The sequence below is a fragment of the Photobacterium proteolyticum genome (assembly GCF_001939735.1).
Classification (GTDB): Bacteria; Pseudomonadota; Gammaproteobacteria; order Enterobacterales; family Vibrionaceae; genus Photobacterium; species Photobacterium proteolyticum.
Genome location: NZ_MJIL01000090.1, coordinates 93752 through 117596 on the forward strand (window position 1 = coordinate 93752; position 23845 = coordinate 117596).

The 23845-nt window shown below is 48.0% G+C and carries 20 protein-coding genes and 1 pseudogene; 8 read left to right on the forward strand and 13 right to left on the reverse strand.

The window, feature by feature from the left end; all coding sequences use genetic code 11:
• Positions 1–9: 9 nt before the first annotated feature.
• The 7 genes from BIT28_RS20555 to BIT28_RS20585 all read right to left on the reverse strand — a co-directional run bounded on the left by BIT28_RS20555 (position 10) and on the right by BIT28_RS20585 (position 10230).
• Positions 10–1881 carry an MOSC N-terminal beta barrel domain-containing protein gene (locus BIT28_RS20555; RefSeq protein WP_425439645.1) on the reverse strand — a complete coding sequence of 624 codons (1872 nt, stop codon included), beginning with the start codon at positions 1879–1881 and terminating at the stop codon, positions 10–12.
• Positions 1882–2026: 145 nt separating this feature from the next.
• Positions 2027–3082 carry a ferric ABC transporter ATP-binding protein gene (gene fbpC / locus BIT28_RS20560; RefSeq protein ID WP_075766813.1) on the reverse strand — a complete coding sequence of 352 codons (1056 nt, stop codon included), beginning with the start codon at positions 3080–3082 and terminating at the stop codon, positions 2027–2029.
• 18 nt (positions 3083–3100) lie between these two features.
• A complete protein-coding gene (locus tag BIT28_RS20565) occupies positions 3101–5197 on the reverse strand; it encodes an ABC transporter permease (RefSeq protein WP_075766814.1) in 2097 nt (698 codons plus the stop codon).
• 209 nt (positions 5198–5406) lie between these two features.
• Complete coding sequence (locus BIT28_RS20570) at positions 5407–6441, reverse strand: ABC transporter substrate-binding protein (RefSeq protein WP_075766815.1); 1035 nt, start codon at positions 6439–6441, stop codon at positions 5407–5409.
• Between the two features lie 166 nt (positions 6442–6607).
• The gene (gene uhpC / locus BIT28_RS20575; RefSeq protein ID WP_075766816.1) at positions 6608–7936 is read right to left on the reverse strand and encodes an MFS transporter family glucose-6-phosphate receptor UhpC; all 1329 of its coding nucleotides are present in this window, start codon (positions 7934–7936) and stop codon (positions 6608–6610) included.
• A gap of 90 nt (positions 7937–8026) precedes the next feature.
• The gene (gene uhpB, locus BIT28_RS20580; RefSeq protein ID WP_075766817.1) at positions 8027–9604 is read right to left on the reverse strand and encodes a signal transduction histidine-protein kinase/phosphatase UhpB; all 1578 of its coding nucleotides are present in this window, start codon (positions 9602–9604) and stop codon (positions 8027–8029) included.
• Positions 9604–10230 (reverse strand): response regulator, encoded by a 627-nt coding sequence (locus BIT28_RS20585; RefSeq protein ID WP_075766818.1) that lies wholly within the window; start codon positions 10228–10230, stop codon positions 9604–9606. Before BIT28_RS20585 ends, uhpB begins: the two co-directional genes overlap by 1 nt.
• Before the next feature lie 484 nt (positions 10231–10714).
• Between BIT28_RS20585 and BIT28_RS20590 the strand changes: the two genes are divergently transcribed.
• The 6 genes from BIT28_RS20590 to napC are packed head-to-tail and all read left to right on the forward strand — an operon-like array spanning position 10715 to position 16140.
• Positions 10715–10990, forward strand: a complete 276-nt coding sequence (locus BIT28_RS20590; protein WP_075766819.1) for a chaperone NapD — start codon at positions 10715–10717, stop codon at positions 10988–10990.
• Positions 10977–13463, forward strand: coding sequence for a nitrate reductase catalytic subunit NapA (gene napA, locus BIT28_RS20595; RefSeq protein ID WP_075766820.1), 2487 nt, complete (start codon positions 10977–10979; stop codon positions 13461–13463). Before BIT28_RS20590 ends, napA begins: the two co-directional genes overlap by 14 nt.
• Before the next feature lie 17 nt (positions 13464–13480).
• The gene (napG, locus tag BIT28_RS20600; RefSeq protein WP_075766821.1) at positions 13481–14245 is read left to right on the forward strand and encodes a ferredoxin-type protein NapG; all 765 of its coding nucleotides are present in this window, start codon (positions 13481–13483) and stop codon (positions 14243–14245) included.
• A complete protein-coding gene (gene napH / locus BIT28_RS20605) occupies positions 14245–15111 on the forward strand; it encodes a quinol dehydrogenase ferredoxin subunit NapH (RefSeq protein ID WP_075766822.1) in 867 nt (288 codons plus the stop codon). Before napG ends, napH begins: the two co-directional genes overlap by 1 nt.
• Positions 15101–15535 carry a nitrate reductase cytochrome c-type subunit gene (locus BIT28_RS20610; RefSeq protein ID WP_075766823.1) on the forward strand — a complete coding sequence of 145 codons (435 nt, stop codon included), beginning with the start codon at positions 15101–15103 and terminating at the stop codon, positions 15533–15535. Before napH ends, BIT28_RS20610 begins: the two co-directional genes overlap by 11 nt.
• A gap of 14 nt (positions 15536–15549) precedes the next feature.
• Positions 15550–16140 carry a cytochrome c-type protein NapC gene (gene napC / locus BIT28_RS20615; RefSeq protein WP_083652045.1) on the forward strand — a complete coding sequence of 197 codons (591 nt, stop codon included), beginning with the start codon at positions 15550–15552 and terminating at the stop codon, positions 16138–16140.
• 191 nt (positions 16141–16331) lie between these two features.
• Here napC and BIT28_RS20620 read toward each other — a convergent pair whose 3' ends face one another.
• From BIT28_RS20620 to BIT28_RS20640, 5 genes are all read right to left on the reverse strand, one after another.
• Entirely contained in the window at positions 16332–17669 is a 1338-nt protein-coding gene (locus BIT28_RS20620) for a transglycosylase SLT domain-containing protein (protein ID WP_075766825.1), read from the reverse strand.
• A gap of 233 nt (positions 17670–17902) precedes the next feature.
• The gene (locus BIT28_RS20625) at positions 17903–18499 is read right to left on the reverse strand and encodes an LPP20 family lipoprotein (RefSeq protein WP_075766826.1); all 597 of its coding nucleotides are present in this window, start codon (positions 18497–18499) and stop codon (positions 17903–17905) included.
• Positions 18500–18514: 15 nt separating this feature from the next.
• Complete coding sequence (locus BIT28_RS20630; RefSeq protein WP_075766827.1) at positions 18515–19543, reverse strand: hypothetical protein; 1029 nt, start codon at positions 19541–19543, stop codon at positions 18515–18517.
• Between the two features lie 28 nt (positions 19544–19571).
• Positions 19572–20552: an LPP20 family lipoprotein gene (locus tag BIT28_RS20635; RefSeq protein ID WP_075766828.1), complete on the reverse strand. Its 981-nt coding sequence runs from the start codon at positions 20550–20552 to the stop codon at positions 19572–19574.
• A gap of 4 nt (positions 20553–20556) precedes the next feature.
• A complete protein-coding gene (locus tag BIT28_RS20640) occupies positions 20557–21333 on the reverse strand; it encodes an ETEC_3214 domain-containing protein (RefSeq protein ID WP_075766829.1) in 777 nt (258 codons plus the stop codon).
• Between the two features lie 229 nt (positions 21334–21562).
• Here BIT28_RS20640 and BIT28_RS20645 point away from each other — a divergent pair, with 229 nt between their 5' ends.
• The gene (locus BIT28_RS20645) at positions 21563–21892 is read left to right on the forward strand and encodes a NapC/NirT family cytochrome c (RefSeq protein ID WP_425439646.1); all 330 of its coding nucleotides are present in this window, start codon (positions 21563–21565) and stop codon (positions 21890–21892) included.
• A gap of 76 nt (positions 21893–21968) precedes the next feature.
• On the opposite strand, the pseudogene BIT28_RS20650 reads toward BIT28_RS20645, so the two are convergent.
• Positions 21969–22151, reverse strand: a pseudogene (locus BIT28_RS20650) (hypothetical protein); the annotation flags it as partial.
• Positions 22152–22533: 382 nt separating this feature from the next.
• On the opposite strand from BIT28_RS20650, the gene BIT28_RS20655 reads away from it, so the two are divergent.
• A complete protein-coding gene (locus tag BIT28_RS20655) occupies positions 22534–23805 on the forward strand; it encodes a sensor domain-containing diguanylate cyclase (protein WP_075766831.1) in 1272 nt (423 codons plus the stop codon).
• The last annotated feature ends 40 nt before the right edge of the window (positions 23806–23845 follow it).

The following is a 23845-nucleotide window of genomic DNA, read 5'->3' on the forward strand; positions in this document are numbered from 1 at the left end:
GCTTGGAACCTAGGACCTAACCTCCACGTCTGTCTTAGGAATACAGCAGCACGCAAGTACCTTGCCGTCCTCCTTTTCTCCAGGCAGTAATGCCGGTACGTCCGGTTGTTCGACCTCGCCAGATTCCAGCGTCACTTTGCACGCACCACAGAACCCGGCACGGCAGCTGTTTGATATAGAAAGCCCGGCATTTTCAGCCTGTTCGAGTAAGGTTTGCTGGTTATCTCCTTGAAACAGGTTGCCATTGAGGCTGATCGTGACGGCTTTGTTAGCTTCGACATTGCCTCTGACCGGACCGAAGGCCTCCTGGTGATAGTTTGATTCATCTAATCCGGCTTCGGTAAGCAGGTGTTTGGCATCGGCCATAAAGTTGTCGGGACCGCAGACAAAGACCTGACGTTCTGCCAAAGTCGGAATGTGTTCTAGGTGTGATGCCGAGAGGCGCCCGTTGAGACCAGTCCATGTGTTCTCAGGGCGGCTAAGTGCGATATGTACCCTCAGCTGCGGATATTGCTCGGCCAATGCTTCAAGCTCCGGCTGATAAGGGATGTCTGCCTGGCTTCGGCACTGGTGGTAAAACACGACATCACGGATCTGATCGTGATCGGCAAGATAACGCAACATGGAGAGCATTGGGGTCACCCCGCTGCCAGCCGAGAGCAATAATAGCTTGTCGGTATGCAGGCCAAGGTGGAAAGTACCGTCTGGTTTCTCGGCAACCAATGTGTCGCCGACCATCAAGTGGTCATGAAGCCAGTTTGAGACCCGTCCGTCGTTGATGCGTTTTACCGAAATAGCGTACTTTCCTGGTCGTGAAGGGCTCGAAGAAAGTGTATAGCGACGGGCAATAAACTCACCGTTGATCTCGACCTGAAGTGGCAGGTGTTGGCCGGGCTGGTAGGCCGGTAGTGTTTGCTGTTTGGTTGGTTCGAGCCAGAATGTGCAAAAATCACGGGCAATTTCTTCACGCTCGACGCAGGTTAGCGTCAGGTTCAGATCGCTGTTGTCGGGGTATTCTTCTTTAGGTTTGGATTCAAGTATTTCTACTCTATCACCTGCCTTAATTACGCCTTCATTCAGGGCGATGAGGTTTTGGCCGAAATAGACATCACCCGATGAATCAGAGCGGAATTTGGATAGTGTGGCCAGCGGTTCTTTTTGCTCATTAAAGCGGGCGGTTTTGGGATCGACCGTGGTGAGAATACAACGCGCACAGGGCTTCACCGATTCAAACTCGACTTCGCCAATTCGAATGCGTTTCCAGCTGTCTTCGGCGAAGGCCTCGGTACCGCCAACAACCAGATTGGTACGGAACTGATCCATGGTATGGTGCTGTGAGCTACGTTCATTCAGGGCATCGAGTGAGGCTTCGCTGATCACCAGTAGCGGATAGCCATCAGCGAAACTGACATTTTGCTGGATCTTGGGACGTACTCGATTCGACTGTTCGCCAGTGTAAAGCAAGCGGACGGGTTCGCCAGTAATATGGCTGAACCAGGCATCGGCTTTTGACAGGGTCGTATAGGCACTGAAGGAGTCATTCCAAACCTGTGTATTGGCCTCGTTCATCGTAAAGTCGGCATATTTCAGGACCAATGGTGACATATTCGGAAAGCTCAATGTCAGCCCGTGGGGCTGCAGGGTTGCCGTTACTTTTACCAGCTCCGGATATTTACGGGCAGTGAGCATACTGCCGTCTATTTTGGCTACCATGAAACGCCGATCAAAGCAGAGTCCTTGTTTTTCTACCCATGCCTGAGACTGGCTGAGTCCTCCGATGGATTTAACGGGAAAGACATTGATTTGGGTAAGAACGGGATGTTGAGAATTAGGTGTTTGTTGCGAGTGAACCGGGGACCCGGCAGAGGTTGACTTGCTCACGGCGACTGTCCTTGAATTGTTATTTTTCATATGTTTCGGGTTGTATTCTATCAGAGGCGAAGGGTATAGAGAGCGATCTGGGCAGAAAAAAGCGCCTCGTGGGGTTAGAGGCGCTTGAGGTGGTTATGATTGTTGCTAACGGTATTTAACTATTTTCTGCCAGCAGGAACAGGTTGCTCGGGTTAATCGTCAGGTACGCATGGTCGGACAGATTGGCATCGAACTGCGAGGAGTTGAGTTGTAGCAGCAGCTCCTGATCATGCCAACGTACCGAGACTTCATACATGGAGCCCATGTACACTACGCTTTCAACAATACACTGCTGGCAAGGTTCACCTTCATGAGCCAGTAAAATAGCTTCCGGGCGAACACCAATCTTATAGCTACCCGGTGCCTTGCCGTCGACAACATCTGGATCTGCCGGGACTTTGTAGCCGTTGATATCAATATGCTGGCCGTCATAGCTTCCCGAGAAGATGTTGGCATCACCCATGAAGTTCGCCATAAACATAGAAGCCGGAGACTTGTAAAGCTCGTCAGGCGAGCCCTGCTGCATGATATCGCCGTCTTTCATGACGATAACCGTATCGGAGACCGCAAAAGCCTCGGTTTGGTCGTGGGTAACATAAAGCGAGGTGATGTTGAACCTTTGCTGCAGTTCGCGGATCGTTTCCCGCATGTTACGACGCAGGTTGGCATCGAGGTTACTTAACGGTTCATCAAATAGTAGCACCTTGGGTTTGAGAACAAGGGCACGGGCCAGGGCAACACGTTGTTGCTGGCCGCCGGAGATCTGGTCAACAAAACGATCGCCAAACCCTTCCAGATCGACCAGCTTCAGGGCCTCATCGACTCGCTGCTTGATCTCGGCTGCGGGTAGCTTGAGCATTTTCAGGCCGTAGCCGACATTGTCATGCAGCGACATGTGCGGGAACAGTGCATAGGACTGGAATACCATACAGATATCACGGTGCTGGATTGAGGTGTTGGTGACATCCTCGCCGTCGATATAAATCTGGCCGCTGGTAGGTTTTTCTAAACCGGCCACCAGGCGAAGTACCGTAGTCTTGCCACAACCAGAAGGGCCGAGCAGGGTAACCAGGCTGCCTTTTTTGATTTCAAGATCAAGGTTGCCAATTACCGTGTTGTCGCCAAAGCGCTTGCAGACATTTTTAAGTACTACAAAGTTGTCATTTGCCATGGGAAGTGTCTCCAGTTGTTATTCTTGGTTGTTGGCTCTTGAGCGCGAAACACGGGCTTCGCCGACAAGGAAATCAAAAGTTAGGATGATGCCGAGCATCACGAAAATCAGAATCGAACCATAGGCGATGGCAATACCGTATTCGCCGTCTTCGACTCGGTTAAGGATGTACGAGGTCGCAACGCGGGTTTCCGGTGTGACCAGGAAGATAATCGCACTGACTGTTGTCATGGCTCGGACGAAGCTGTAGATCAGCGTCGACAGGATGGCCGGGCGCAGTAGCGGGATCAGGATATGGGTGATGGTCTTGAACGAGTTGGCACGCAGGCTGAGCGAGGCTTCGTCGAGCGACTTGTCCAGCTGTCCCAACCCGGCAACCCCGGCACGAATACCGACAGGCACGTTACGCATTACCATAGAGATCACCACGATAGCCGCGGTGCCCGTCAGGTAGACCGGTGCATCGTTGAATGCCAGGATGTAGGAGACACCGGCAACGGTACCCGGTACGGCAAAACACAGCATGGTGGCGAATTCGATGACTTTTTTGCCATGGAACTGCTGACGCACAACAATGTAGGCAATAAGTAGTCCGAACAATGCTGTGATAGGCGCTGCAATACCGGCGTAGGTCATGGTTGTGATAAGCGATGGCCATGCACCTTCACCCATGCCCATACCGAACAGGTTGATGTAGTTATCCAGTGTCAGGCTGTAGTCCACACCCCAGTTCACAGTGAAGCTACCGTAAACAATGCTGCCGTACAGCAACACATTGAATGCCATCCAGAAGTACAGGGTACCGGTAACACCGTGTTTCAGTGATGTCGGCAGTGGCTGAACATCACCGCGATAGGATTTACCGGAAATGGTGACGTAGGAGCGCTTGCCGATCCAGACATACTGGATCACGAAGATAGCCAGTGAGAACAATAGCAGTACTGCGCCCAGGGTACTGGCCGAAGCGTAGTCAAGCTGAGCGCCGGCGATGTAGAAGTAGATCTGGGTGGCCAGCACATCAAAGCTGCCACCGAGCACCAGTGGGTTACTGAAATCGGCCAGTGACTGAACGAAGATAATAAGGAAAGAGTTGGCCAGCGCCGGTTTTAGCAGCGGCATGACGATTTTGAAGAAGGTCTGGTAGCGATTGGCGCGCAGGGTATAGGATGCTTCTTCCAGTGAAGGGTGCAGCGATTTCATCGCCCCGTCGAGGATCATAAATGACATCGGTGCGAAAGCCAGCACCTGCGCCATCCAGATCCCGGTAAAACCGTACAGCCAGTTGGTTTGCTGCAGACCAAACCAGTCGACCATCAGCTCGGTGATATAACCCGAGCGGCCCAGCATCAGGGTAACACCCAGGCCGACAACAAACGGCGGGGTAACGATTGGCAGGATAGAGAAAATACGGGCAATGAAAGCTGAACGTTTGGCGATCCGGGTAGTATAAATCGCAAAGATCAGGCCGAAGAAAGTGGCTGTGATCCCGACAGAGGTACCAAGCGTGATTGAGTTGAGGATGATCTGAATGATCTGCGAGCGGGACAGAATGTCGATGAACTGCCACATCACGAAATTGCCCGCGTCATCTTTAAACATAGGAACAAAGATGGCGATGCTCGGATAGATAATAAAGACGGAGATCAACGATACAATGCTGACAAGAGCGCCGATGACGAAGACATCACCGCCCAGGTATTCCAATCGCGCGAGTGCCAGAGTGAGCACGCAGCCAAGTGCAATAAACAGAATAATCGTGGCATAGCCTAGCCCCTGCTCTGTGTACCAGGATGTGATCAGGGTAAACAGCATACAGAAGCTGGTGTAGCCGATGTCGAAGTGATGGCGCTTTTTGGCATATTTGTTCTGCGCCTTGAACGGGCGGAGCAATAGCGCTAACGGCAGGGCGAACCACAGCCATGAAATGTTCATGCTGCTCCAGCCCATAGCATCTTTGAACTCCTGCGAGGTAGATTCAAAAATCCCGTAATCCAGGGCGAAGGATGGCAGTAACACGAAAGCCCCGACTAGCGCGATTATCCAGTAAAAGACCGGATCACGCTGTTCTGAACTTTGGAGCTGTCTTGACGGGATGTCAGCTGCTAAGTCATTCATTGTTCAGTACCAATTTAGTTGTTTGATTTTTGTTGTTGCTGTTTCTGTTGCGGTTTTATCGCATAACAAAGTGGCGGTGCTTGCCGTAATAAAAGTCGTCTTTTGCTGATTTCAGGGTGCACGAAACCCCAAGAGACCATCTTGTTTTTTGCGTGGTTGGAAATGAGCAGCAGGAATTTGCTGCTCATGATTAAGGGGTGGCGGAGTGCTTACTCGCCCATCTTAACGACGTTCACCCATTTGTTGATCAGACGCTTACGCTCATTTGAAGAACCATAGGTTTCCATGTCGTAGTTGATCAGAGAAAGCTTCTTCGGATCCAGTGCGTTTGGCGACTGCTCTGCCTGGGTGTTGGTTAGGATCTGGAATGACTTACCTTTCTGCCATGCCAGTTGCTGGCCTTCTTTAGACAGTACCCAGTCAACGAATAGCTTGGCGTTGTCCATGTTACGTGCACCCTTGATGATGCTGACACCGCCAATTTCGTAGCCTGTACCTTCACATGGCGAGATTAACTCAAGCGGTGCTCCTTTGGATTGCTCCAGTGAGTAATCGTGCAGGAAGCCGATACCAATCGCGATCTCGCCGCGGGCAGAGTTGCGTGATGGTGTTACACCGGATTTAGTGTACTGGGAAATGTTCTTATCAAGCTTCTTGAAGTAGTCGAATGCCTTGTCTTCGTCCCATAGCTGTATGAAGGTCGCCAGTGCGGTGTAGGCGGTGCCCGAGCTTTGCGGATCGGCAATCTGAATTTCTTCTTTGTATTCAGGCTTGGTCAGATCGTTCCAGCAGCGCGGAATGTCCAGGCCTTTCTCGGCAAGACGCTCTGTGTTGACACCGAAACCCAAAATACCCATGTAGACAGCAGAGGAGTAGTTGCCTTTACGCTTGGCAGGATCGCGGAAGTCCGCCATGATGTTTTCTAGCTGAGGCGACTTATAGGCCTGTAGAAGGTCCATTTCACCCGCCTGAGACTGCGGGTCAAGTGTACCGCCGTACCAGACATCGGCACGCGGGTTTTTCTTCTCGGCTTCAATCTTAGCCAGGGTACTGCCCGAGCCGTTACGCACGAATGAAGTTTTTACGTCGTATTTTTCAGAAAAAGCTTTGGTTTCTGCTTCGCACATTGCGTTGGTAGCGCTGCAATAAACAACTAGGCGGCCATCTGCCATGGCTTGGGGAGCTGCCATTGCCGAACCAAGGATGCAGGCAGCAAGCAAGCTGCGTTTAGTATTTGCTTTCATTATTGTTTCCTCTGCTTTTGTTATATCAAGCAGGTTATTTTCTGCTTGTTATGTAGCCTCAATGCACGAGATCGTGGGTAGGATGCATTGAGCTGTTTACCGCAACCCTGCGGTAAATTTGTATTCGTCAGCAGATCTGCAATAACAAAAGGGGAGAGCCCGAATGCTAGGTTGTTGTTGCTGCAGAGCGCTGTTGTGCTTTGACGAAAGGCAAGATCAGCAGGCCGATAGAAGCCGCGGCCAGGGTAATCACGCTGAAGAAGCCTTCCCAGCTAAATTGTTCAATAATCAGTGATACCGGGTAACTGGCCAATGCCGCTCCCAGGTAGCCAAACAGGCCGACAAATCCGGTTGCCGTACCAGCGACGTCTTTGTGCGAGCATTCGGCGGCCGCCATGCCGATCATCATCTGTGGGCCAAAGACAAAAAAGCCGATGGCAAAGAAGCAGCCTGACAGCACGGCAAAACTGTCCATCGGGGTTAGCCACAGTGCGGCGACGGAAATAAAAATCCCCAGTGCAAAAATCAGGTTCATCGGGGCCCGGTTACCGTGGAAAAAACGGTCAGAGCCCCAGCCGCCGAACAGCGAACCCAGAAACCCGCCGACTTCAAACATCGATACCGCGGTATTGGCCGTCAGCAGGTCAAAACCGTGCCGTTCGGTCAGATACAGGTTGCCCCAGTCATTGACGGCTATCCGTACCACATACACCAACAGGTAGGAGCTGCACAGCAACCAGATATACTTGTTGCCAATCACATAGGTGGTCAGGATCTGCCGAAATGACAACCCTTGCCCTTCACGTTCCTGCTGGAGCTCCAGCTCGTCGTTGCGCCATTGTCCGACTGTCGGCAAGCCCATGGTGGTCGGCTTGTCACGCATGTTGAAACACAGCATCAGGCCAACAACGATTCCGATCGTACCGGGAATAATAAAGCCGTAGCGCCAGCCCCAGGCCACGCTGGCAAAGCCGATAAGCAGCGGTACCATCGCGCCACCCAGGTTGTGGCAGGTATTCCAGATTGACCACCAGAAACCACGTTCGGAACGTGAATACCAGGTGGTAAGCAGCTTGGCACATGGCGGCCAGCCCCAGCCCTGAAAGAAGGCATTGCATGTCCACAATACGGCGAACATCATCAGCGACGAGCTCAATCCGAAACAAATATTGATGATGCCTGTTGCTATCAAGCCCAGCCCCATAAAGTAGCTTGGGTTGGACTGATCACTCACCATCCCGGATACAAACTTCGAGATCCCGTAGGTGATATAGAATAGGGTGCCGAGAAAGCCGATATCTGAATGCGTCAGGCCTAAATCTGCCAGCATTGCCGGCATGGCGAAGTTCAGACTTTTTCGGGTGAAATAAAAAACGCCGTAGCCGATATACATCGAAAACATTAAATGTAAGCGCCAGTGTTTGTAGGTGGCGTCAATTTGCTGTTTGTCCGATATGGTCTGCGCTGGCTGTTCTGATGTAAGAAAACCCATCATGGCGGCGCTATCTCCCTATTGCTGAATCGATAGTACGTAAACGATTACTGAAATGGATGAGACAGGTTTTTAAATGCCTAGGAAAATTTCCTAGTTTGTCTCGGTTGTTGGCATTTTTGTGGGCAAGTTAACAATAAATCGCGTGCCGGGACCGGACTGGATGGAAAGGCTTCCACCCAATGCGCTGACCCGTTCCTCGATACCTTTCAGCCCTTGCCCCTTGGTGCGCCAGTTGTCGGGCAGGCCGCAGCCGTTGTCACGCAGCTCCAGACTAAACATGGTCCCCGGCATCAAACTGAGCTGTACCTCGGTGGCTTGTGAGTGCTTGCTTACATTGTTGAGGAGTTCTTGCACAATGCGGTAGAGGGTGACGGCGGTAATATCGTCCAGTTTATGGTTGGCGATACCGATATTGAACTGAAAGTCGATATTGCGCTCGGCAAATTTCATTTCGTGGGCCAGTTGACGCAGGGCGTTTTCCAGCCCGAGCTCATCAAGGATCTGCGGACGCAGTTGGGTTAACAACTGCCGGGTTGAGCCATGGATCCGCATCGACAATGAGTGAATAGCGTCGGCAATGTTCTTGGTGTTTTCTTCCTGGGAGGTCCGGTTGGCAAGCATGGCCTGGATCTGGATGGCCGTGATGTTCTGGCCGATTTCGTCATGGAGCTCTCTGGCAACGGATTTGCGGATATCTTCCTCGACCTGAACCAGCTGCCGGGCAAGGTGTTGTTTGTTATTCAGCTCTCGCGCCAGTTCCTGGTTGACCTGCTGTAGCCGCTGGGACAGCAGGTATTGACGGCTGATGGCTATCCCGAGCCCGAGCCCTACCAGTGCCTGGGTCGTGATAAAGACTTTTAGCTCCTGATCGCTGGAAAAAGAGCCGGAGATCTGCCGCGCCGTGGTTAGCAATATACTGTTCATTACCGAGGCCAGTACCCCGCCCTGCCAGCCGTAGCGGTAGGCCATAAAAATATTGGGCAAGAGCATTACCAGCAGAACCAGCGGCTCCATCTGATCGATGAAGGTGAGCTCGGCGAACAGGCCGATAGAGAAAAACGCGATCGTCCACAACAGGGCGGAAGGCCTGATAGTGATTTCCTGATGGATCAGCGTAGGGCTTAACGGTTCCCAGACTTTGTTGAGATAGTCATAGAGCAGGTAGAAAAACGGGGTCAGCAGGATCCCGCCGGTAATCGCGCTAATGGTGCCGGAAAAAGCGTAACCAGCAGGGAAGGCCAGAGGTTTGCTCAGCAGCAGTATCATCAGGCCGATTGCCAGGCCGTGAACCAGAACCAGTGCAACCAGTGCCAGCAGTCGTTGCCAATAGGTAGTCAGTTCTTGCCAGAATGAAGAAAAGGGGAAGGCGAGGAAATAGCTGACAAAAGGGCTGAGCAGCAAGAGCCAGTCGTGAGGTTCGCTGTGGAGCATCGATAGCAGCCAGCCGCTGATAGCCAGTTCGCTGACGAGATAAAGCGCCCAGAAGCGGCGGGGCGTCAGTACCAGTACTGCCAGCTTGAGCCCGACAGGGAGAAACAGTCCGGCCAGGAAAAGATCGGGCGAAAGATAGCTGCTGATACTCCAGAGGCAGAACCAGCTGATGGTAAAAATCACAAAGCTGAAGGCAAAGGAAAAATATTTGCCCAGGGTCTGGCTTTTTTCTTTCATTACTCATCCAGTAGTTTGTGCTGGAGAGCGAATCGGATCAGGTCAACGTTGTTGGACAAGTTCAGTTTGCTGAGAATGTTGGCCCGGTGGACATGGATTGTTTTATGGCTGATGGAAAGCGCCACTCCGACCTCTTTGACATCCATTCCCTTGATGAGGTGGTTGAATACCTCACGCTCGCGTTTGGTGAGCTCGTCCAGTGCTTTGGGCTCGGCCGGTGCATTGCTGAGGTTGAACAAGGCATCGGCGCACAAGTAGCGATCGCCGCCGGCAACAGTGCGTATGGCGGTAACCAGCTCTCCCGGCCCACAACGTTTAGAGAGGTAGCCGCAGGCTCCGGCTTCTATCGCCTTGCTGACAAATGAGGCCGAATCATAGATGCTGAGAATAATGGCGCGAAAGTCGGGATTGTCTTTTTTTAGCCGCTCTAACAGGCTCAGTCCGCTCTCGTCCGGCATGGAGATATCAATCACCGCGACATCGACTTCAGCTCGTGACAGTGCAGAGAAGGCATCCTTGGCCGAGCTGTATTCTCCCTTAACTTCTATATCAGATTCAACGTTAAGAAGCTGGGCAAAACCGGAACGCACCATGATGTGGTCATCGACCAGGGCGACAGAAATCATTTTCACATCCTTTGTTATTTTGGGAATCCTCGCAAATTGATTTGGTGCATTCAATCCACTCATAACGTGATGTGATGCCAGTCTCGAAATATATTTCAGAATCATGAACATGGTTTTTCGTAAGTGATAAATGTCTCAATTATCACTTTTTATATCTTTGCCTGTTTTACGTTAATCCAAATCATGACTGAGTCATTATCGGGTACTAGGTGACGGGGTCACATTATGAAATCTGTTGTAAATGTGACCCCGGCATTGCTGCTTTTTTGATCTATCTCAAAGAGGTATACCCTTTACCTCCTAAGAGGTATGCCTTGTCGATTTTTTAAGCATAAATTATTAATAGTCCACACAAAAAATGCGTGTTTAAGTGGCAGGGCCAAATCGTAACCTACACCCTACCTGTCATCCGTGTTTTGCCGCTTATACATGCGCTCCTTAGTGGTTTGGAGTGGTGTGATGCCTGCTTGGGAGGGCTCAATTAATGAATGATTACCATGTCTGCAGTTTGGTTGTGTATGTGTCGGCCGAGCATGCCGAATCGGTAAAGAAAACCATAGAGAGCCTGAAAGGGGCCGAAGTACCTGTAAGCAATGAAGTAGGAAAGATGGTTGTGGTGCTTGAGGGAGACAGCAAAGACGGGTTGGTAGAACGCTTCGAGAAAATCAAAACAATGCCCGGCGTAATAACCGTCACTCTGGTGTACCACCAAATGGATGAGCAATCTGAGCTTAAGGAAGCCAACAATGACAGTCAGTAGACGTAGTTTCTTAAAGGCCAACGCAGCGGCAGCCGCCGCGGCAGCAGCGGGTTTGACGATACCTGTTTCTGTTGCCCAAGCTGCTGGTGAAGACAAGAATGTCAAGTGGGACAAGGCACCGTGTCGTTTCTGTGGTACCGGCTGTAGCGTGCTGGTCGGGACGCAAAACGGCCGGGTGGTGGCATCCCAGGGGGATCCGGACGCACCGGTAAATAAGGGGCTGAACTGTATCAAAGGCTATTTCCTGCCTAAGATCATGTACGGGAAAGACCGCCTGACCCAGCCGATGTTGCGTAAAACCGACGGGGTTTACGATAAGGACGGTGAGTTTACGTCGGTAAGCTGGGATGAAGCCTTCGATGTGATGGCGGATAAATTCAAGCAGGCACTGAAGGAAAAAGGGCCAACCTCGGTTGGGATGTTTGGCTCGGGACAGTGGACAGTCTGGGAAGGTTATGCCGCCGCCAAGTTGTACAAGGCCGGTTTCCGCTCGAACAATATCGATCCCAATGCTCGCCACTGCATGGCATCAGCTGTTGTCGGTTTTGCTCGTACCTTTGGTATGGATGAGCCGATGGGGAGTTATGACGATCTTGAGCATGCCGATGCCTTTGTACTTTGGGGCTCGAACATGGCTGAGATGCATCCCATCTTATGGACTCGTTTGACAGACCGCCGACTGTCGTCAGACAAGGTAAAAGTTGCGGTGTTGTCGACCTTTACCCACCGTAGCTATGAACTTGCCGATAACCCAATCATATTCACTCCACAAACCGACTTGGCAATCCTCAATTTCATCGCTCACTACATTATCTCCAATAACAAGGTGAACAAGGAGTTCCTCGACAAGCACGTCAATATTCGCAAGGGTGACACAGATATCGGCTACGGCTTGCGTCCGACCCACCCGCTGGAAAAAGCCGCCAAGAACCCGGGCAGCAAGAAATCGACGCCGATGAGCTTTGATGACTATGCCAAGTTTGTCTCTACTTATACCGCCGAATATACCTCCGAGCTGTCGGGGGTACCGGTTGATCAGCTTATCGAGCTGGCAGAGATGTATGCGGACCCTGACGTTAAGGTCGTGTCTTACTGGACAATGGGCTTTAACCAGCACACCCGCGGCGTTTGGGCCAACAACCTCGTTTATAACATTCACCTGCTGACCGGTAAGATCTCCAAGCCGGGTTGTGGGCCGTTTTCACTGACAGGCCAGCCATCGGCCTGCGGTACTGCACGTGAAGTCGGTACCTTTGCCCATCGCCTACCGGCCGATATGGTGGTGATGAATCCCAAGCACCGTGAGATGTGCGAAACCAAATGGAATATTCCGGCCGGAACGATTCCGCCGAAACCCGGCTATCATGCGGTTCTTCAGGATCGGATGCTCAAAGACCGTAAGCTTAATGCCTACTGGGTGATGTGTAACAACAACATGCAGGCAGGACCGAATATTAACCAGGAGCGTCTGCCAGGCTATCGCGATCCGGCCAACTTTATTGTCACCTCGGATCCCTACCCAACCGTGACAGCGATGGCCTCGGATTTGATTTTGCCAACGGCTATGTGGGTGGAAAAAGAAGGTGCCTACGGTAATGCCGAGCGTCGAACCCAGTTCTGGCGTCAGCAGATTTCGCCACCGGGTGAAGCCAAGTCTGATTTGTGGCAGCTCATGGAGTTCTCCAAGCGCTTTAAGGTCGAGGAAGTGTGGCCTCAGGAACTGATTGCCAAGAAACCTGAGCTCAAAGGCAAGACACTGTTCGAAGTGCTGTTTGAAAACGGCACGGTCAATAAGTTCAGTACTGATGAGCTGGCGGCGGATCAGCTCAATGACGAATCGCGTGACTTTGGCTTCTATGTCCAGAAAGGCCTGTTCGAAGAATATGCCTACTTTGGCCGTGGCCATGCCCACGATTTGGCTCCGTTCGATATGTATCACCAGTCTCGAGGTTTACGCTGGCCTGTAGTCGACGGCAAGGAAACCGTCTGGCGTTATGCCGAAGGCTATGACCCTTATGTCAACAAAGGTGAAGAGTTTGCCTTCTATGGCAAGCCGGATAAAAAAGCTGTGATCTTTGCGTTGCCATATGAGCCGGCAGCGGAATCACCGGATGAGGAATACGATCTTTGGCTCTCTACTGGCCGGGTACTTGAACACTGGCATACCGGCTCGATGACGCGTCGTGTGCCTGAGCTTTACCGTTCGTACCCCGATGCTGTGGTTTATATGCATCCGCTGGATGCCAAGAAGCGCGGTCTGCGCCGTGGCGATGCGATTAAGATTGCCTCTCGTCGCGGGGAAGTACTGTCCCATGTCGAAACACGGGGACGGAACAGGGTACCGCAGGGATTGGTATATATGCCGTTCTTCGATGCCAGCCAGCTGACGAACAAGCTCACGCTGGATGCCACGGATCCACTTTCAAAAGAAACCGACTTCAAGAAATGTGCGGTGAAAGTGGTTAAGGCCTAACAGACAGGAACAGAGCGATGAAGACTTCGCGCTTTAGAACTTCAGACAGCCGCCGGCGTTTCTTGCGAGATGCTGTACGGACAGCCGTTGGCGTCGGTGCCGCGGCTACGGTATTGGGGTTGCAGTCTAGGCAAAGCCAGGCCGATGTCGGTGTGCCAATCCGTCCGCCGGGGGCGCTGGATGAACCTGATTTCCTTCAGGCTTGTCTGCGCTGTGGCTTGTGTGTTCAGGCCTGTCCCTATGACACCTTGAAGCTGGCGACACTCCTCTCACCGGTCGCGACCGGAACGCCGTATTTTACGGCTCGGGATATACCGTGCGAGATGTGTGAAGACATTCCTTGTGTTGTCGACTGTCCGAGTGGGGCCCTTGATCATGCCCTGACGGACATTGATGACGCCAGAATGGGTACGGCAGTGCTGATAGACCATGAAACTTGCCTGAACTGGCTTGGATTGCGGTGTGATGTCTGCCACCGGGTTTGTCCGCTGATCGATGAGGCGATCACCCTGGAGCCGGTACGCAACCAGCGAACGGGTTACCATGCCAAGTTTATTCCTACCGTGCACTCAGATGTCTGTACCGGTTGTGGTAAATGCGAACAGGCCTGTGTGCTGGATGAAGCGGCGATAAAGGTGGTTCCGACGGCGTTGGCGAAAGGACAGATGGGGCAGCATTACCGGTTGGGCTGGGAAGAAAAGGCCCGACAAGGTGAAAGCCTGGTCCCGGAAGATCTGACACTGCCCGTTCGCAAACCTGAAGGCACTGGGGGAGGTCAGTAATGGCTATACGCAATGCGAAAAATCATGCCAAAGATGCCGGCAAGGCGGCAGTGAAAACGCTGGGCTGGTGGAAGGCCCATCGCTTTTTGTTGCTACGCCGAAGCTGTCAGTTGCTGATCATCGGCTTGTTTATGGTTGGTCCGACGCTGGGTGTGCTGCGGGGCAACCTGTCATCAAGCACCCTGTTTGGCACCATTCCGATGACGGATCCGCTGATCTTGCTGCAAACCATTGCCGCCGGGCACTTGCCTGAGCTGACGGCCTTGCTGGGCGCGTTGATCGTGGTGGTGTTTTACGCTGTGATCGGACCGCGGGTATTTTGCGGTTGGGTTTGTCCGTTGAACATGGTGACGGATCTGGCGGCATGGCTGCGGCGCAAACTGGGGCTCAAGGTCAGCTACAACTGGTCGTCTCGTCTGCGTTATTGGCTACTGCCGGTGTTGCTGCTGGGGAGTGCCGTGTCGGGCACTGTGCTGTGGAGCTGGATTGATCCGGTTGCCGCATTGCACCGTGGTTTGATTTTCGGCATGGGGGCGAGCTGGATCCTGATCGTGTTGGTTTTTGCGCTGGATCTGCTGTTAGTCGAACACGGCTGGTGTGGGCATTTGTGTCCGCTGGGCGCGACTTACGGTGTGATAGGCAGCAAGAGCCTGCTCCGGGTAACGGCCACCAATCGCGAGGCATGCAACAAGTGTATGGACTGCTTCAACGTGTGCCCCGAACCCGAAATACTGCGCCAGCCGCTTAAAGAGGGCGATCGTCGGGTGATGAGCCAGGACTGTATCAGCTGCGGGCGATGCATCGATGTCTGTTCCGAAAAGGTATTGGAATTTAAAACAAGAATTGGAGCCAAATATGAAGGGTAAGTTTGTTGTGTCTGCACTGCTTGCAGCATTTGTTAGCTTAGCAGCATTCGCTGAGGTTACCTCGCTACGTGGCGATCAAGGCATTGGCGAGAGCAATGAGGTTGAGGCGATTAAGCAAGTGCCGAAAAAACAGGATCGTCTCGCACTTGATTATGTGAACCAGCCTCCGTTGATCCCGCACTCCACTGATCAGGTACAGCTTAATCCGAGCAATAATGGCTGCCTGGAATGCCACGATGTGGACAAGTACCGTAAATCGGGCGCACCACGTGTCAGCCCGACCCACTATATGGACCGTGACAACAAAATGCTGGGTGATGTGGCACCACGACGTTACTTCTGTCTGCAATGCCATGTTACCCAGGTCGATGCGACACCATTGGTTGAAAATACCTTTCAGCCTGCCGGTAAATTTGGCCAATAGGAGGTTGTATGGGAATTAAGCTACCCGGCTTTATCCAGCGCTTCTGGATATGGTTCAGAAAACCGAGCCATTTCGCGATTGGAAGCATACTGACGGTAGGTATCGTGGTGGGGGTTGTGTTCTGGGGCGGGTTCAATACCGCAATGGAAATGACCAATCAGGAAGACTTTTGTATCAGTTGTCATGAAATGGAGAATAACGTCTATCAGGAATATGTCGGTACCATTCACTACAACAACCGCAGTGGCGTTCGGGCGACGTGCCCTGATTGTCATGTGCCCAAAGAGTGGGTGCCGAAAATGGTACGTAAGATCCAGGCCAGTAAAGAGCTGTACGCCAAGGCGTTTGGTATCGTCGATACGCCCAAGAAGTTTGAGGAGCATCGTTTCGAGATGGCTTCACGCGAGTGGGAGAGGATGAAGGCCAACGATTCGCAAGAATGTCGTAACTGTCATAACTTCGAGTACATGGATCTCACTACCCAGAAGCCCGTCGCCTCCAAGATCCACAACGAGGCAGAAGATGCAGGCAAAACCTGTATAGACTGTCACAAAGGTATCGCTCACCAGCTACCAAAAGGCCATAAGATAGAAAAAGCGATCTAGTCATATAACAAGCAATGAAAATCCCCCAATCGAGCAATCGGTTGGGGATTTTAGTTTTGATTTTTTAGCTATAGGTTAAGATGAAGATTTTAGTCGTATGCTTTATTACAGATTAACTTTAGTCGGCTTGCTGTTTAAATTTAAATAAATAATGAGAGCTCTAGGACATGAGCTCTCATTTTATGTCGAAATTAAATGGCTTTTTCTTTATATAATTCTATTCGAGATGTGACCTTTTTTAGATAATGCTTTGTTTCATCATAAGGTAAGTTTGCTAATAACTTTTGATAAACATCACTTGCTGATAGTTCATTAATTATCTCTGCGGCATTAGTTATATTTCGTGAACCGTTTGGATTAAAAGCTTTTGCTACATTTCCAGCTCCAGTATTATATGCAGCTATGGTGCAATATAAGCGACTTTCTGGGTTGTTAATTCGTTTTAAATACTGGGTGTCTAGGATGTGTAAATAAGCTGCACCAGTTTCAATATTCGTTTCAGGGATATATAGTTCAGAAGATCTCATTGGTTTGTCGATTCTGCGAAATTTTCTATTTACATCGTGTCCGGCAGTTGTTGGGACTATTTGCATTAACCCGTAAGCGGGAACTAGGGATTTCGCCTTAGGATCAAAACTAGACTCTGAGTGCATAATAGCCATAATAAGAGAAGCTGGTACCTTCCATTCTAGGCTTTCTTTTTCTGCCAAGTTGACAAATTTCCCAGCACGCTTACTTAGACTGTTTTTAGGAAGGCTAACGCGATACTCCACTACTTTCTTATCTTTAAGTTCTGAATTGTCTCGCTGACTTCTTTTTTCTTCATACACAGTATTCAAAGCGTTGATACGTTTTTGGGCATTGGCAATCAAGGCCTTTTTCTGTGTATGAGTGGCTTCTTCTATAGCTGCTTCCATTTGAGAATTATCAGCTATAAAACGTTCAGCTTCTTTGTCTAGTTCATTTAATTGAGAGTTTGTTTGAGAAATAATAAGTTGCTGAGCATCTTTTTCATTATCTTTACTATACTCAATTGGTTTTGTAGTAACATTGCCATTTACTAATTCTTCTGGATTTTCAATTCCAGCAGAAATTATTATTGAAGATTTCTTGTCATCTAGAACTTGAGATAGTTTAAGATTAAGTTTCTTCTTAGCCTCTTCTTCAGACAGTGATGCGTCAACAAGTACGGCTACTCGTATCTCATTATTATCATAATCCACTACCGTCTTACTCTGTTTGTTCTGAGAATATTTAACTGTAGTTAAAGATTTCGATATTTCACCAGTACCCCATTCACCAATGATATCTGCTCGGTATTGGTCAAATTCTTCCAGATATGCTGTTCGCCAACTTTGATATTCTAATAGATAAGCTTCCATCCATTGCACAAAATCTTTTTGCTTGTGACCTGGTGATTGGTTTAAGTAAGTGACCTCACGATCAAGCTCTTTATATAAATTAATTTCAGAAAGTGCAGGTGTCGGCATTAATGCCAAAGCGACCATGGAAGAAAGTACTTTTCTCATAAAACGTCCTTTTTACATGTTGACAATAAAGCCTAACAAACCGTTCTTTAATAGGTGTTAGGTGAATTAATATATGGAAATATCAATGAAATAAGAAAAAATACAAGTTATTTCCGTTCCTTTTAGAAGCTAAATGATATTGCTTTGTTTCTTTGTGAAATTACGTTGCATATCTGATGTGCATACTAAGTTGAGCCAAGAAAGGCTGGAGTCCCAGCCTTCTATTGACCAGATTACTGAGTACTTAACGAGCTCAATGCTGCTTTCAACTCTTCAGCTGCTTTCTTATTGTTAAATTTTTGCCACAATTCTGATTCACGATCCCCTGCTGTTGCAGTTATCTTCGATACATTGGCATCATAAGTAGCTTTATCCATCCCTACTAGAGTGTATAAACCACCGGCAGGACTAGTTTGCGTACGCAAAACGCGGCTATTAACTAAGGTACGTGAAGTTACGTTTTTGGAAACTGATTTAAATTGTTCAACCACTTCTTCAACAACAGAATCATTTGTAGATTTAATATTTGACTCAGCGGCCTGCTGAAATAAGTTGTTAACATTGGTTTCAAAGTTCTGTGCTAGACGTTTCCGTGCATCGTTTGTTGCAATGTCACGCATGATACTCATACCTGCGACACTTTTCTTTGCGTAACCAACTCCACCTATTTCAACACCTTGAGGCATAACATCACAAATCCAGTATGGCGCTTCGACTTCAGGAGCATCAGGATAAGTGCAGTTCATTAGTGTTACATCTTCGAGAGTTTGATTACTCTGACAGCCTACTAGTCCAGCAGCTATAGCTAATATTAGCAACGTTTTATTCATCATTATTCCTTATTATTAGAAGATTTTATCTGCCGTTTCGGTTGCTGTATTGCATAAATATTCGGTAAAATCATTACCATCACATATGCCGTTAAAATCTGTCTTAGCGGTATCTCCTTTTTGTACTTGTTTGGCTATTTCTTTATCAATAACAACCCAAGAGTATTTCGCTTTTATTGCATCATTTTTATTATCAACAACATAACCGTCACCGTATTGGCGAGTCTCAATTTCAATATTACCGTCGCCATCATCTACTTTCTCTCTCGAAGTAAGTAAAACAGTTTGTTTTGGTTCAACATTGCGCTTCGAACCGATTGATACTTTAACCATATCAGCAGTATCACAAGAACGCATTTCCATAACTACACCAACTGGCGCTAAAGCATTTTTTATTTTTTGATCTGCACGGGTCAACGCATTTTTAGCTGCTACTGTAAGCATGCTATTGTAATCTTCTTTTGTGTAAGGACAATTTGAATTTCGTGTATCCCGAGATTGACTATCATCTCCATCTAGTTCAATTCTCGCTAATGTTTCCATAGATGGCATCGACACTATCTTGGTAATACCGGTTACTTCTGCAGAGTAGCGACATGATGCTGGAACATAGTGTTTCTTCCCTTCATCATCGACCCAAGTATATGCCTCTTTAAATGAATGATTAAAGTTTGCTCCGTTGACATCTGTGATAATAGCAAAGTCGGCAACAGGAACTTTATGAGAGTTATATTTTCCCGTTGATTCAGCTAAACGGATTTCATCTTTCAACTTTTTAGCTAATGAGCGATCAACCACTTTGGTACCCGTTTTGCTAACTTCATTTTCAATTAGAGAAGTAAGTTTCTTGCTAATTCGGACCGCTGCTTTATCATCAAATTCAACTTCAGCTGGAAGTATGATAGCACTATATTTATCACTACTGTTACCAGGGACCTCACTGACTGGGATGTTGACACGTGTACTGGGGGGGCACACTTCTTTTACAGCACAACCACTTAAAATCGCAGCTGAAAGTACAGCCATAACAAATTGCTTTTTCATTAACCTAAGTCCTCTGAAGATTAGTATTTTAATTAATACCTAGAGCCACCCACACGCCTTGCTCTTCAAGCTGATGTGAGAAATGTCTAGCGGCCCCTTCCTGAGCCATTTTGTAGCTTGATACTGAGTTACCTGTGGCAATAACTTCGTGACTTCCTAATACACTGCTATTCTTGCTTCGAGTGAGTAAATTAGCACTAACTGTTGTGATGTAAGCTTCCATCAAATATTGTTGGCGCCAGTCAGTATCAAAAATTATTTCATGTGAATATTGAGTTGCAGGAGAAGAGGTAGTTGAAATACCTTCCTGGCTTAATTGGTTGGCAAGCATTTTAATCATCCATTTATCTCGCTTACTACCTTTTATATAAATGACTGTAGATGCCTTTACTGCATCTACTTTTCTTTGCAACTCATTAACTACAGGCATCCATGTAAGACTAGGCTGTTCAGAAACTGCAGCTAACATTGTTGATCGAGTTAGTGCATTTGCACGTACTTGATTGACATTTCTATTTCTTAACCACCAAACTAATGGGTCTGTTGAACTTAATGCGTGCAGTTGGCGTTTTGCTTCCGCTTCGATTTCATTTAGTTCACGTTCTAACTGGTAAGCAATGTCCGATTTGGATATTTTTGCTTCTACGTAATACGTATATTCATCAATTTTCTTACTCTTAGTGAAATGTGCACCGCTAAGTATGACTGGGGCCGTTTTAGTCTTTATTTTTAGGTCGTTGAGGCTTTGAAAATTCTCATCACTGTTAGTTTGTCTTAGAATATTACGTGAGTAACTTGATGATTCAACTTGTGTCCATAAACGTTTAGTAATTTGAGATAGGGCATTATTTTGAGCTTGTAAAATATTTCGGCCTTGACCGACAACAAAGTAATGCTCATTAGTCTCAACGTTAGGTTGTGTAACCCATTCGGGAATTGCCGTTGACTGACAACTAGATAAAGTTAAAGCTACTCCAAGAAACAGCGCCTTTTTTAAGTTATACGTCATTATATTAACCCTTTGCAAAATAAGCGTTATATTCAAAGCGTGTTAAATAGCTTTCAGCCATTACTGCTGGAGAAAGCTCGGTAACGGCATATGCATTTGGACGTTGCATACGTACTGCCGATAATTCACTCTCCAAAGATTCTTTCCCTTGGTTTAAGGCATTATTTAGCGATTTAAGGCTACTGATAGTCAATTGTGGGATATCACCGTAATCTACAATACCGATTAATAGTGAATAAAACATGGCATTCCGGCCAAGTTCTTGACTTTCTAAATAATAATCTATATTTCCACTATCAGTGAAGTAAGGCCCTGACTGTTCGAACAATTGAACGAGTGAAAGATCATTTATTTCACCGTTGTGATAAGGAAGTGAAGCCTGAAAGTCTTTTATGAGAGATACAAGTGACAAACCAACAATTCGTTCATTTTTTACAGCCAAAGATAGTAGATATTTATTATCCTTGTAATAACGAAAGGTTACATCTTGATTCAATTTTGATTGTTTTATTGCTTGTGCGACACCAAGTTCAGACTCAGCATATTCGAGAGTATGTCCAATGCTAATTTTGCTCAATCGAGCATACTCTACCTCATTGGTCCAAATGGCTTTAATACCTTCGTAGGAAGTGATTACAACTTCCTTGGTATCATTCCACTGACCAATTGACAGCATAATTGCAACAACGGTAAGAGCTGTACTCTGGACTTTTTGCCAAAAACTGATTTCTTCTCTTATTTCTGCGAGCTCTTCGATATTTGCTTCTTGACTGTTTTCCACGTTGAATTAATAACCCAAAACGAAATATTAAACTACATCTTAGTCTATCGATTCACCTCAAACATTAGCCTTAATTATGAATTGATGTGCATGTCACACTGGTTGATTGTGAATAGTGATGCTGATCACTTGTATTTATATGTTTTGTTTATGTGTCTTTGTGTTTTTGTAGCGTTTTGTTAACGCTATCGATTTTGTTTTTCTTAGAGAATCGTTTAGTAATGACCATTTGGATAAAGAATGGGTGCCGAAAATGGTACGTAAGATCCAGGCCAGTAAAGAGCTGTACGCCAAGGCGTTTGGTATCGTCGATACGCCCAAGAAGTTTGAGGAGCATCGTTTCGAGATGGCTTCACGCGAGTGGGAGAGGATGAAGGCCAACGATTCGCAAGAATGTCGTAACTGTCATAACTTCGAGTACATGGATCTCACTACCCAGAAGCCCGTCGCCTCCAAGATCCACAACGAGGCAGAAGATGCAGGCAAAACCTGTATAGACTGTCACAAAGGTATCGCTCACCAGCTACCAAAAGGCCATAAGATAGAAAAAGCGATCTAGTCATATAACAAGCAATGAAAATCCCCAATCGAGCAATCGGTTGGGGATTTTTTATGTTGTGTCAATAACGTGACTTTTATTCATCAGTCGCATCTTTGGGTTTGTCTTTAAGTGCAAAGTTAATTTTGCTGACTGATATTTCGGTATTGAGAAAGGCGAAGAAGGCAACGACGCCGTTTAGCGGGCCGCTAAAGTTGACTTTATCACTGAACAATATGTTGATCGCTTCCAGCATAATAATTTTCGAGCCAACCAGCACAGCCAGCGTATAGCCTACAAAAAGCCGTTGCGGAGTAGTAATTGGCAAGCAATATTGGATAATACATGCAAACGATTGCTTTTAGGTGGGGCGATAATTGTGACTCCGGTTCCAATTTGTGTGCTTGGGATCAACTTAATAACTTCAACATTAAGGTATTTTGATGGCAGATTGATGCTAATAAGGGATAAGGCAAGAATCCGTTTTATGGAGCGATATTGGATGTTTTGTATCCATTATTCGACGGCAATAATAGAGAATGATATAGCTAGCACGTGAAAGTGTTATTTTTTGTTACTGAGTTAGAGTAAAAAGTCTATTGCCTGTCTTCTTCCCTTAGTTTATTCCTACATTTTTGAACACACTAATAAGCGATGTGCCTGTGAGTCCTAATGCCGCCTTAAACGAACAATTATTCATTGAATCCCACTATGGTGTTGTTATTCACCGGGGTTTTAAGCCGCTTTATGCGGACGATAATTATGCCCGTTATTTTGGCTATGAATGTGGCCAGGATATCCTTGCGTTATCTAGCTTGCTGGATCTTATCGTTCCCCATGAGCAGCATAATGCCATTCTGACCTATGAGGCGACGATGGCCGGAGAGACCAAGCCAGGTGTGCGTACTTATAAGAACATCGATAATGAAGGTAATGAGATCATTGTGTTGACGGTAGATCATGTCATTGAATGGCAAGGGCAACCCGCGATGCAGGTGACCTTGATTGATCTGAGCCCGCAGGTGGAAATTCAGCGTCAGTTACAGGCCAGTGAAGAGCGTTACCGTGCGTTGGTTGATGGCTCAATTCAAGGCATCCTTGTTCATAAGAACTTCAAGCCGTTATTTTGCAATCTGGCCTATGCCAAGATGCTGGGGTTTGATGATGAACAGGCATTAATGGATCAACCGTCGATACTGCCGTTAATTGCTAAGAGCCATCACCTTCAGGCTCATAAAGACAACCACAAGCTGTTGATTGGAGAACAGCAGTCGATTAAAACCGAGGCACAGAGCATTCGTTGTAACGGGTCAACGGTGTGGCTTAGCCTTCTGTCGAGGCCCATTCAGTGGAATGGTGAACAAGTGGTACAGGTAACGGCGATGGATATTACCGAACAACAGCTGCTGCGTGAGCGGCTTGAACATCGGGCCAATTATGATGGGCTGACAAATCTGCTAAACCGCCGTGCCGTTATGGAGCTTCTGGAAAAGCAATTTGCCCATGATCGGATGCTCAATAACCCTTTGTGCTGTGTATTGATTGACTTTGACAACTTCAAGTCGATTAACGATCAATATGGCCACCATGTCGGTGATGAAGTATTGAAGCTATTCGCTGACAGTTGCAAGCAAAGCATCCGAAAAAGTGATTTCATCGGCCGTTGGGGAGGCGAGGAGTTTGTGCTGGTGTTGCCGAGCACCGATATCCAACAGGCTGTCAGAATTGCTGAGCGTATCTGCAATAATGTCTCCAGGTTGCGAGTGAAGGCCGATAATACCTCGGTAGGCTTTTCTGTCAGTATGGGGGTCTCTTATTTGTCCTCCGATATTTCCAGCCTCGAACAACTGCTGACAGCGGCTGATAAAGCGCTATACCATGCCAAAGACCAAGGCAAGAACCGTGTTGTTGTTGCGAGTGAGGATATGCTTTAGGTGGTATTGGGCTTATTGCGGTTTGCTGCCGCAATAAACT

Bases quoted from the DNA above. Each gene is read 5' to 3' on its own strand.
- BIT28_RS20590 (WP_075766819.1), top strand. From the start codon at position 10,715: ATGAATGATTACCATGTCTGCAGTTTGGTTGTGTATGTGTCGGCCGAG.
- fbpC (WP_075766813.1), bottom strand. From the start codon at position 3,082: ATGGCAAATGACAACTTTGTAGTACTTAAAAATGTCTGCAAGCGCTTT.
- BIT28_RS20610 (WP_075766823.1), top strand. From the start codon at position 15,101: ATGAAGGGTAAGTTTGTTGTGTCTGCACTGCTTGCAGCATTTGTTAGC.
- BIT28_RS20620 (WP_075766825.1), bottom strand. From the start codon at position 17,669: ATGAGAAAAGTACTTTCTTCCATGGTCGCTTTGGCATTAATGCCGACA.
- BIT28_RS20635 (WP_075766828.1), bottom strand. From the start codon at position 20,552: ATGACGTATAACTTAAAAAAGGCGCTGTTTCTTGGAGTAGCTTTAACT.
- napA (WP_075766820.1), top strand. From the start codon at position 10,977: ATGACAGTCAGTAGACGTAGTTTCTTAAAGGCCAACGCAGCGGCAGCC.
- BIT28_RS20565 (WP_075766814.1), bottom strand. From the start codon at position 5,197: ATGAATGACTTAGCAGCTGACATCCCGTCAAGACAGCTCCAAAGTTCA.
- BIT28_RS20625 (WP_075766826.1), bottom strand. From the start codon at position 18,499: ATGAATAAAACGTTGCTAATATTAGCTATAGCTGCTGGACTAGTAGGC.
- napH (WP_075766822.1), top strand. From the start codon at position 14,245: ATGGCTATACGCAATGCGAAAAATCATGCCAAAGATGCCGGCAAGGCG.
- napG (WP_075766821.1), top strand. From the start codon at position 13,481: ATGAAGACTTCGCGCTTTAGAACTTCAGACAGCCGCCGGCGTTTCTTG.
- uhpC (WP_075766816.1), bottom strand. From the start codon at position 7,936: ATGATGGGTTTTCTTACATCAGAACAGCCAGCGCAGACCATATCGGAC.
- BIT28_RS20630 (WP_075766827.1), bottom strand. From the start codon at position 19,543: ATGAAAAAGCAATTTGTTATGGCTGTACTTTCAGCTGCGATTTTAAGT.
- BIT28_RS20570 (WP_075766815.1), bottom strand. From the start codon at position 6,441: ATGAAAGCAAATACTAAACGCAGCTTGCTTGCTGCCTGCATCCTTGGT.
- BIT28_RS20585 (WP_075766818.1), bottom strand. From the start codon at position 10,230: ATGATTTCTGTCGCCCTGGTCGATGACCACATCATGGTGCGTTCCGGT.
- uhpB (WP_075766817.1), bottom strand. From the start codon at position 9,604: ATGAAAGAAAAAAGCCAGACCCTGGGCAAATATTTTTCCTTTGCCTTC.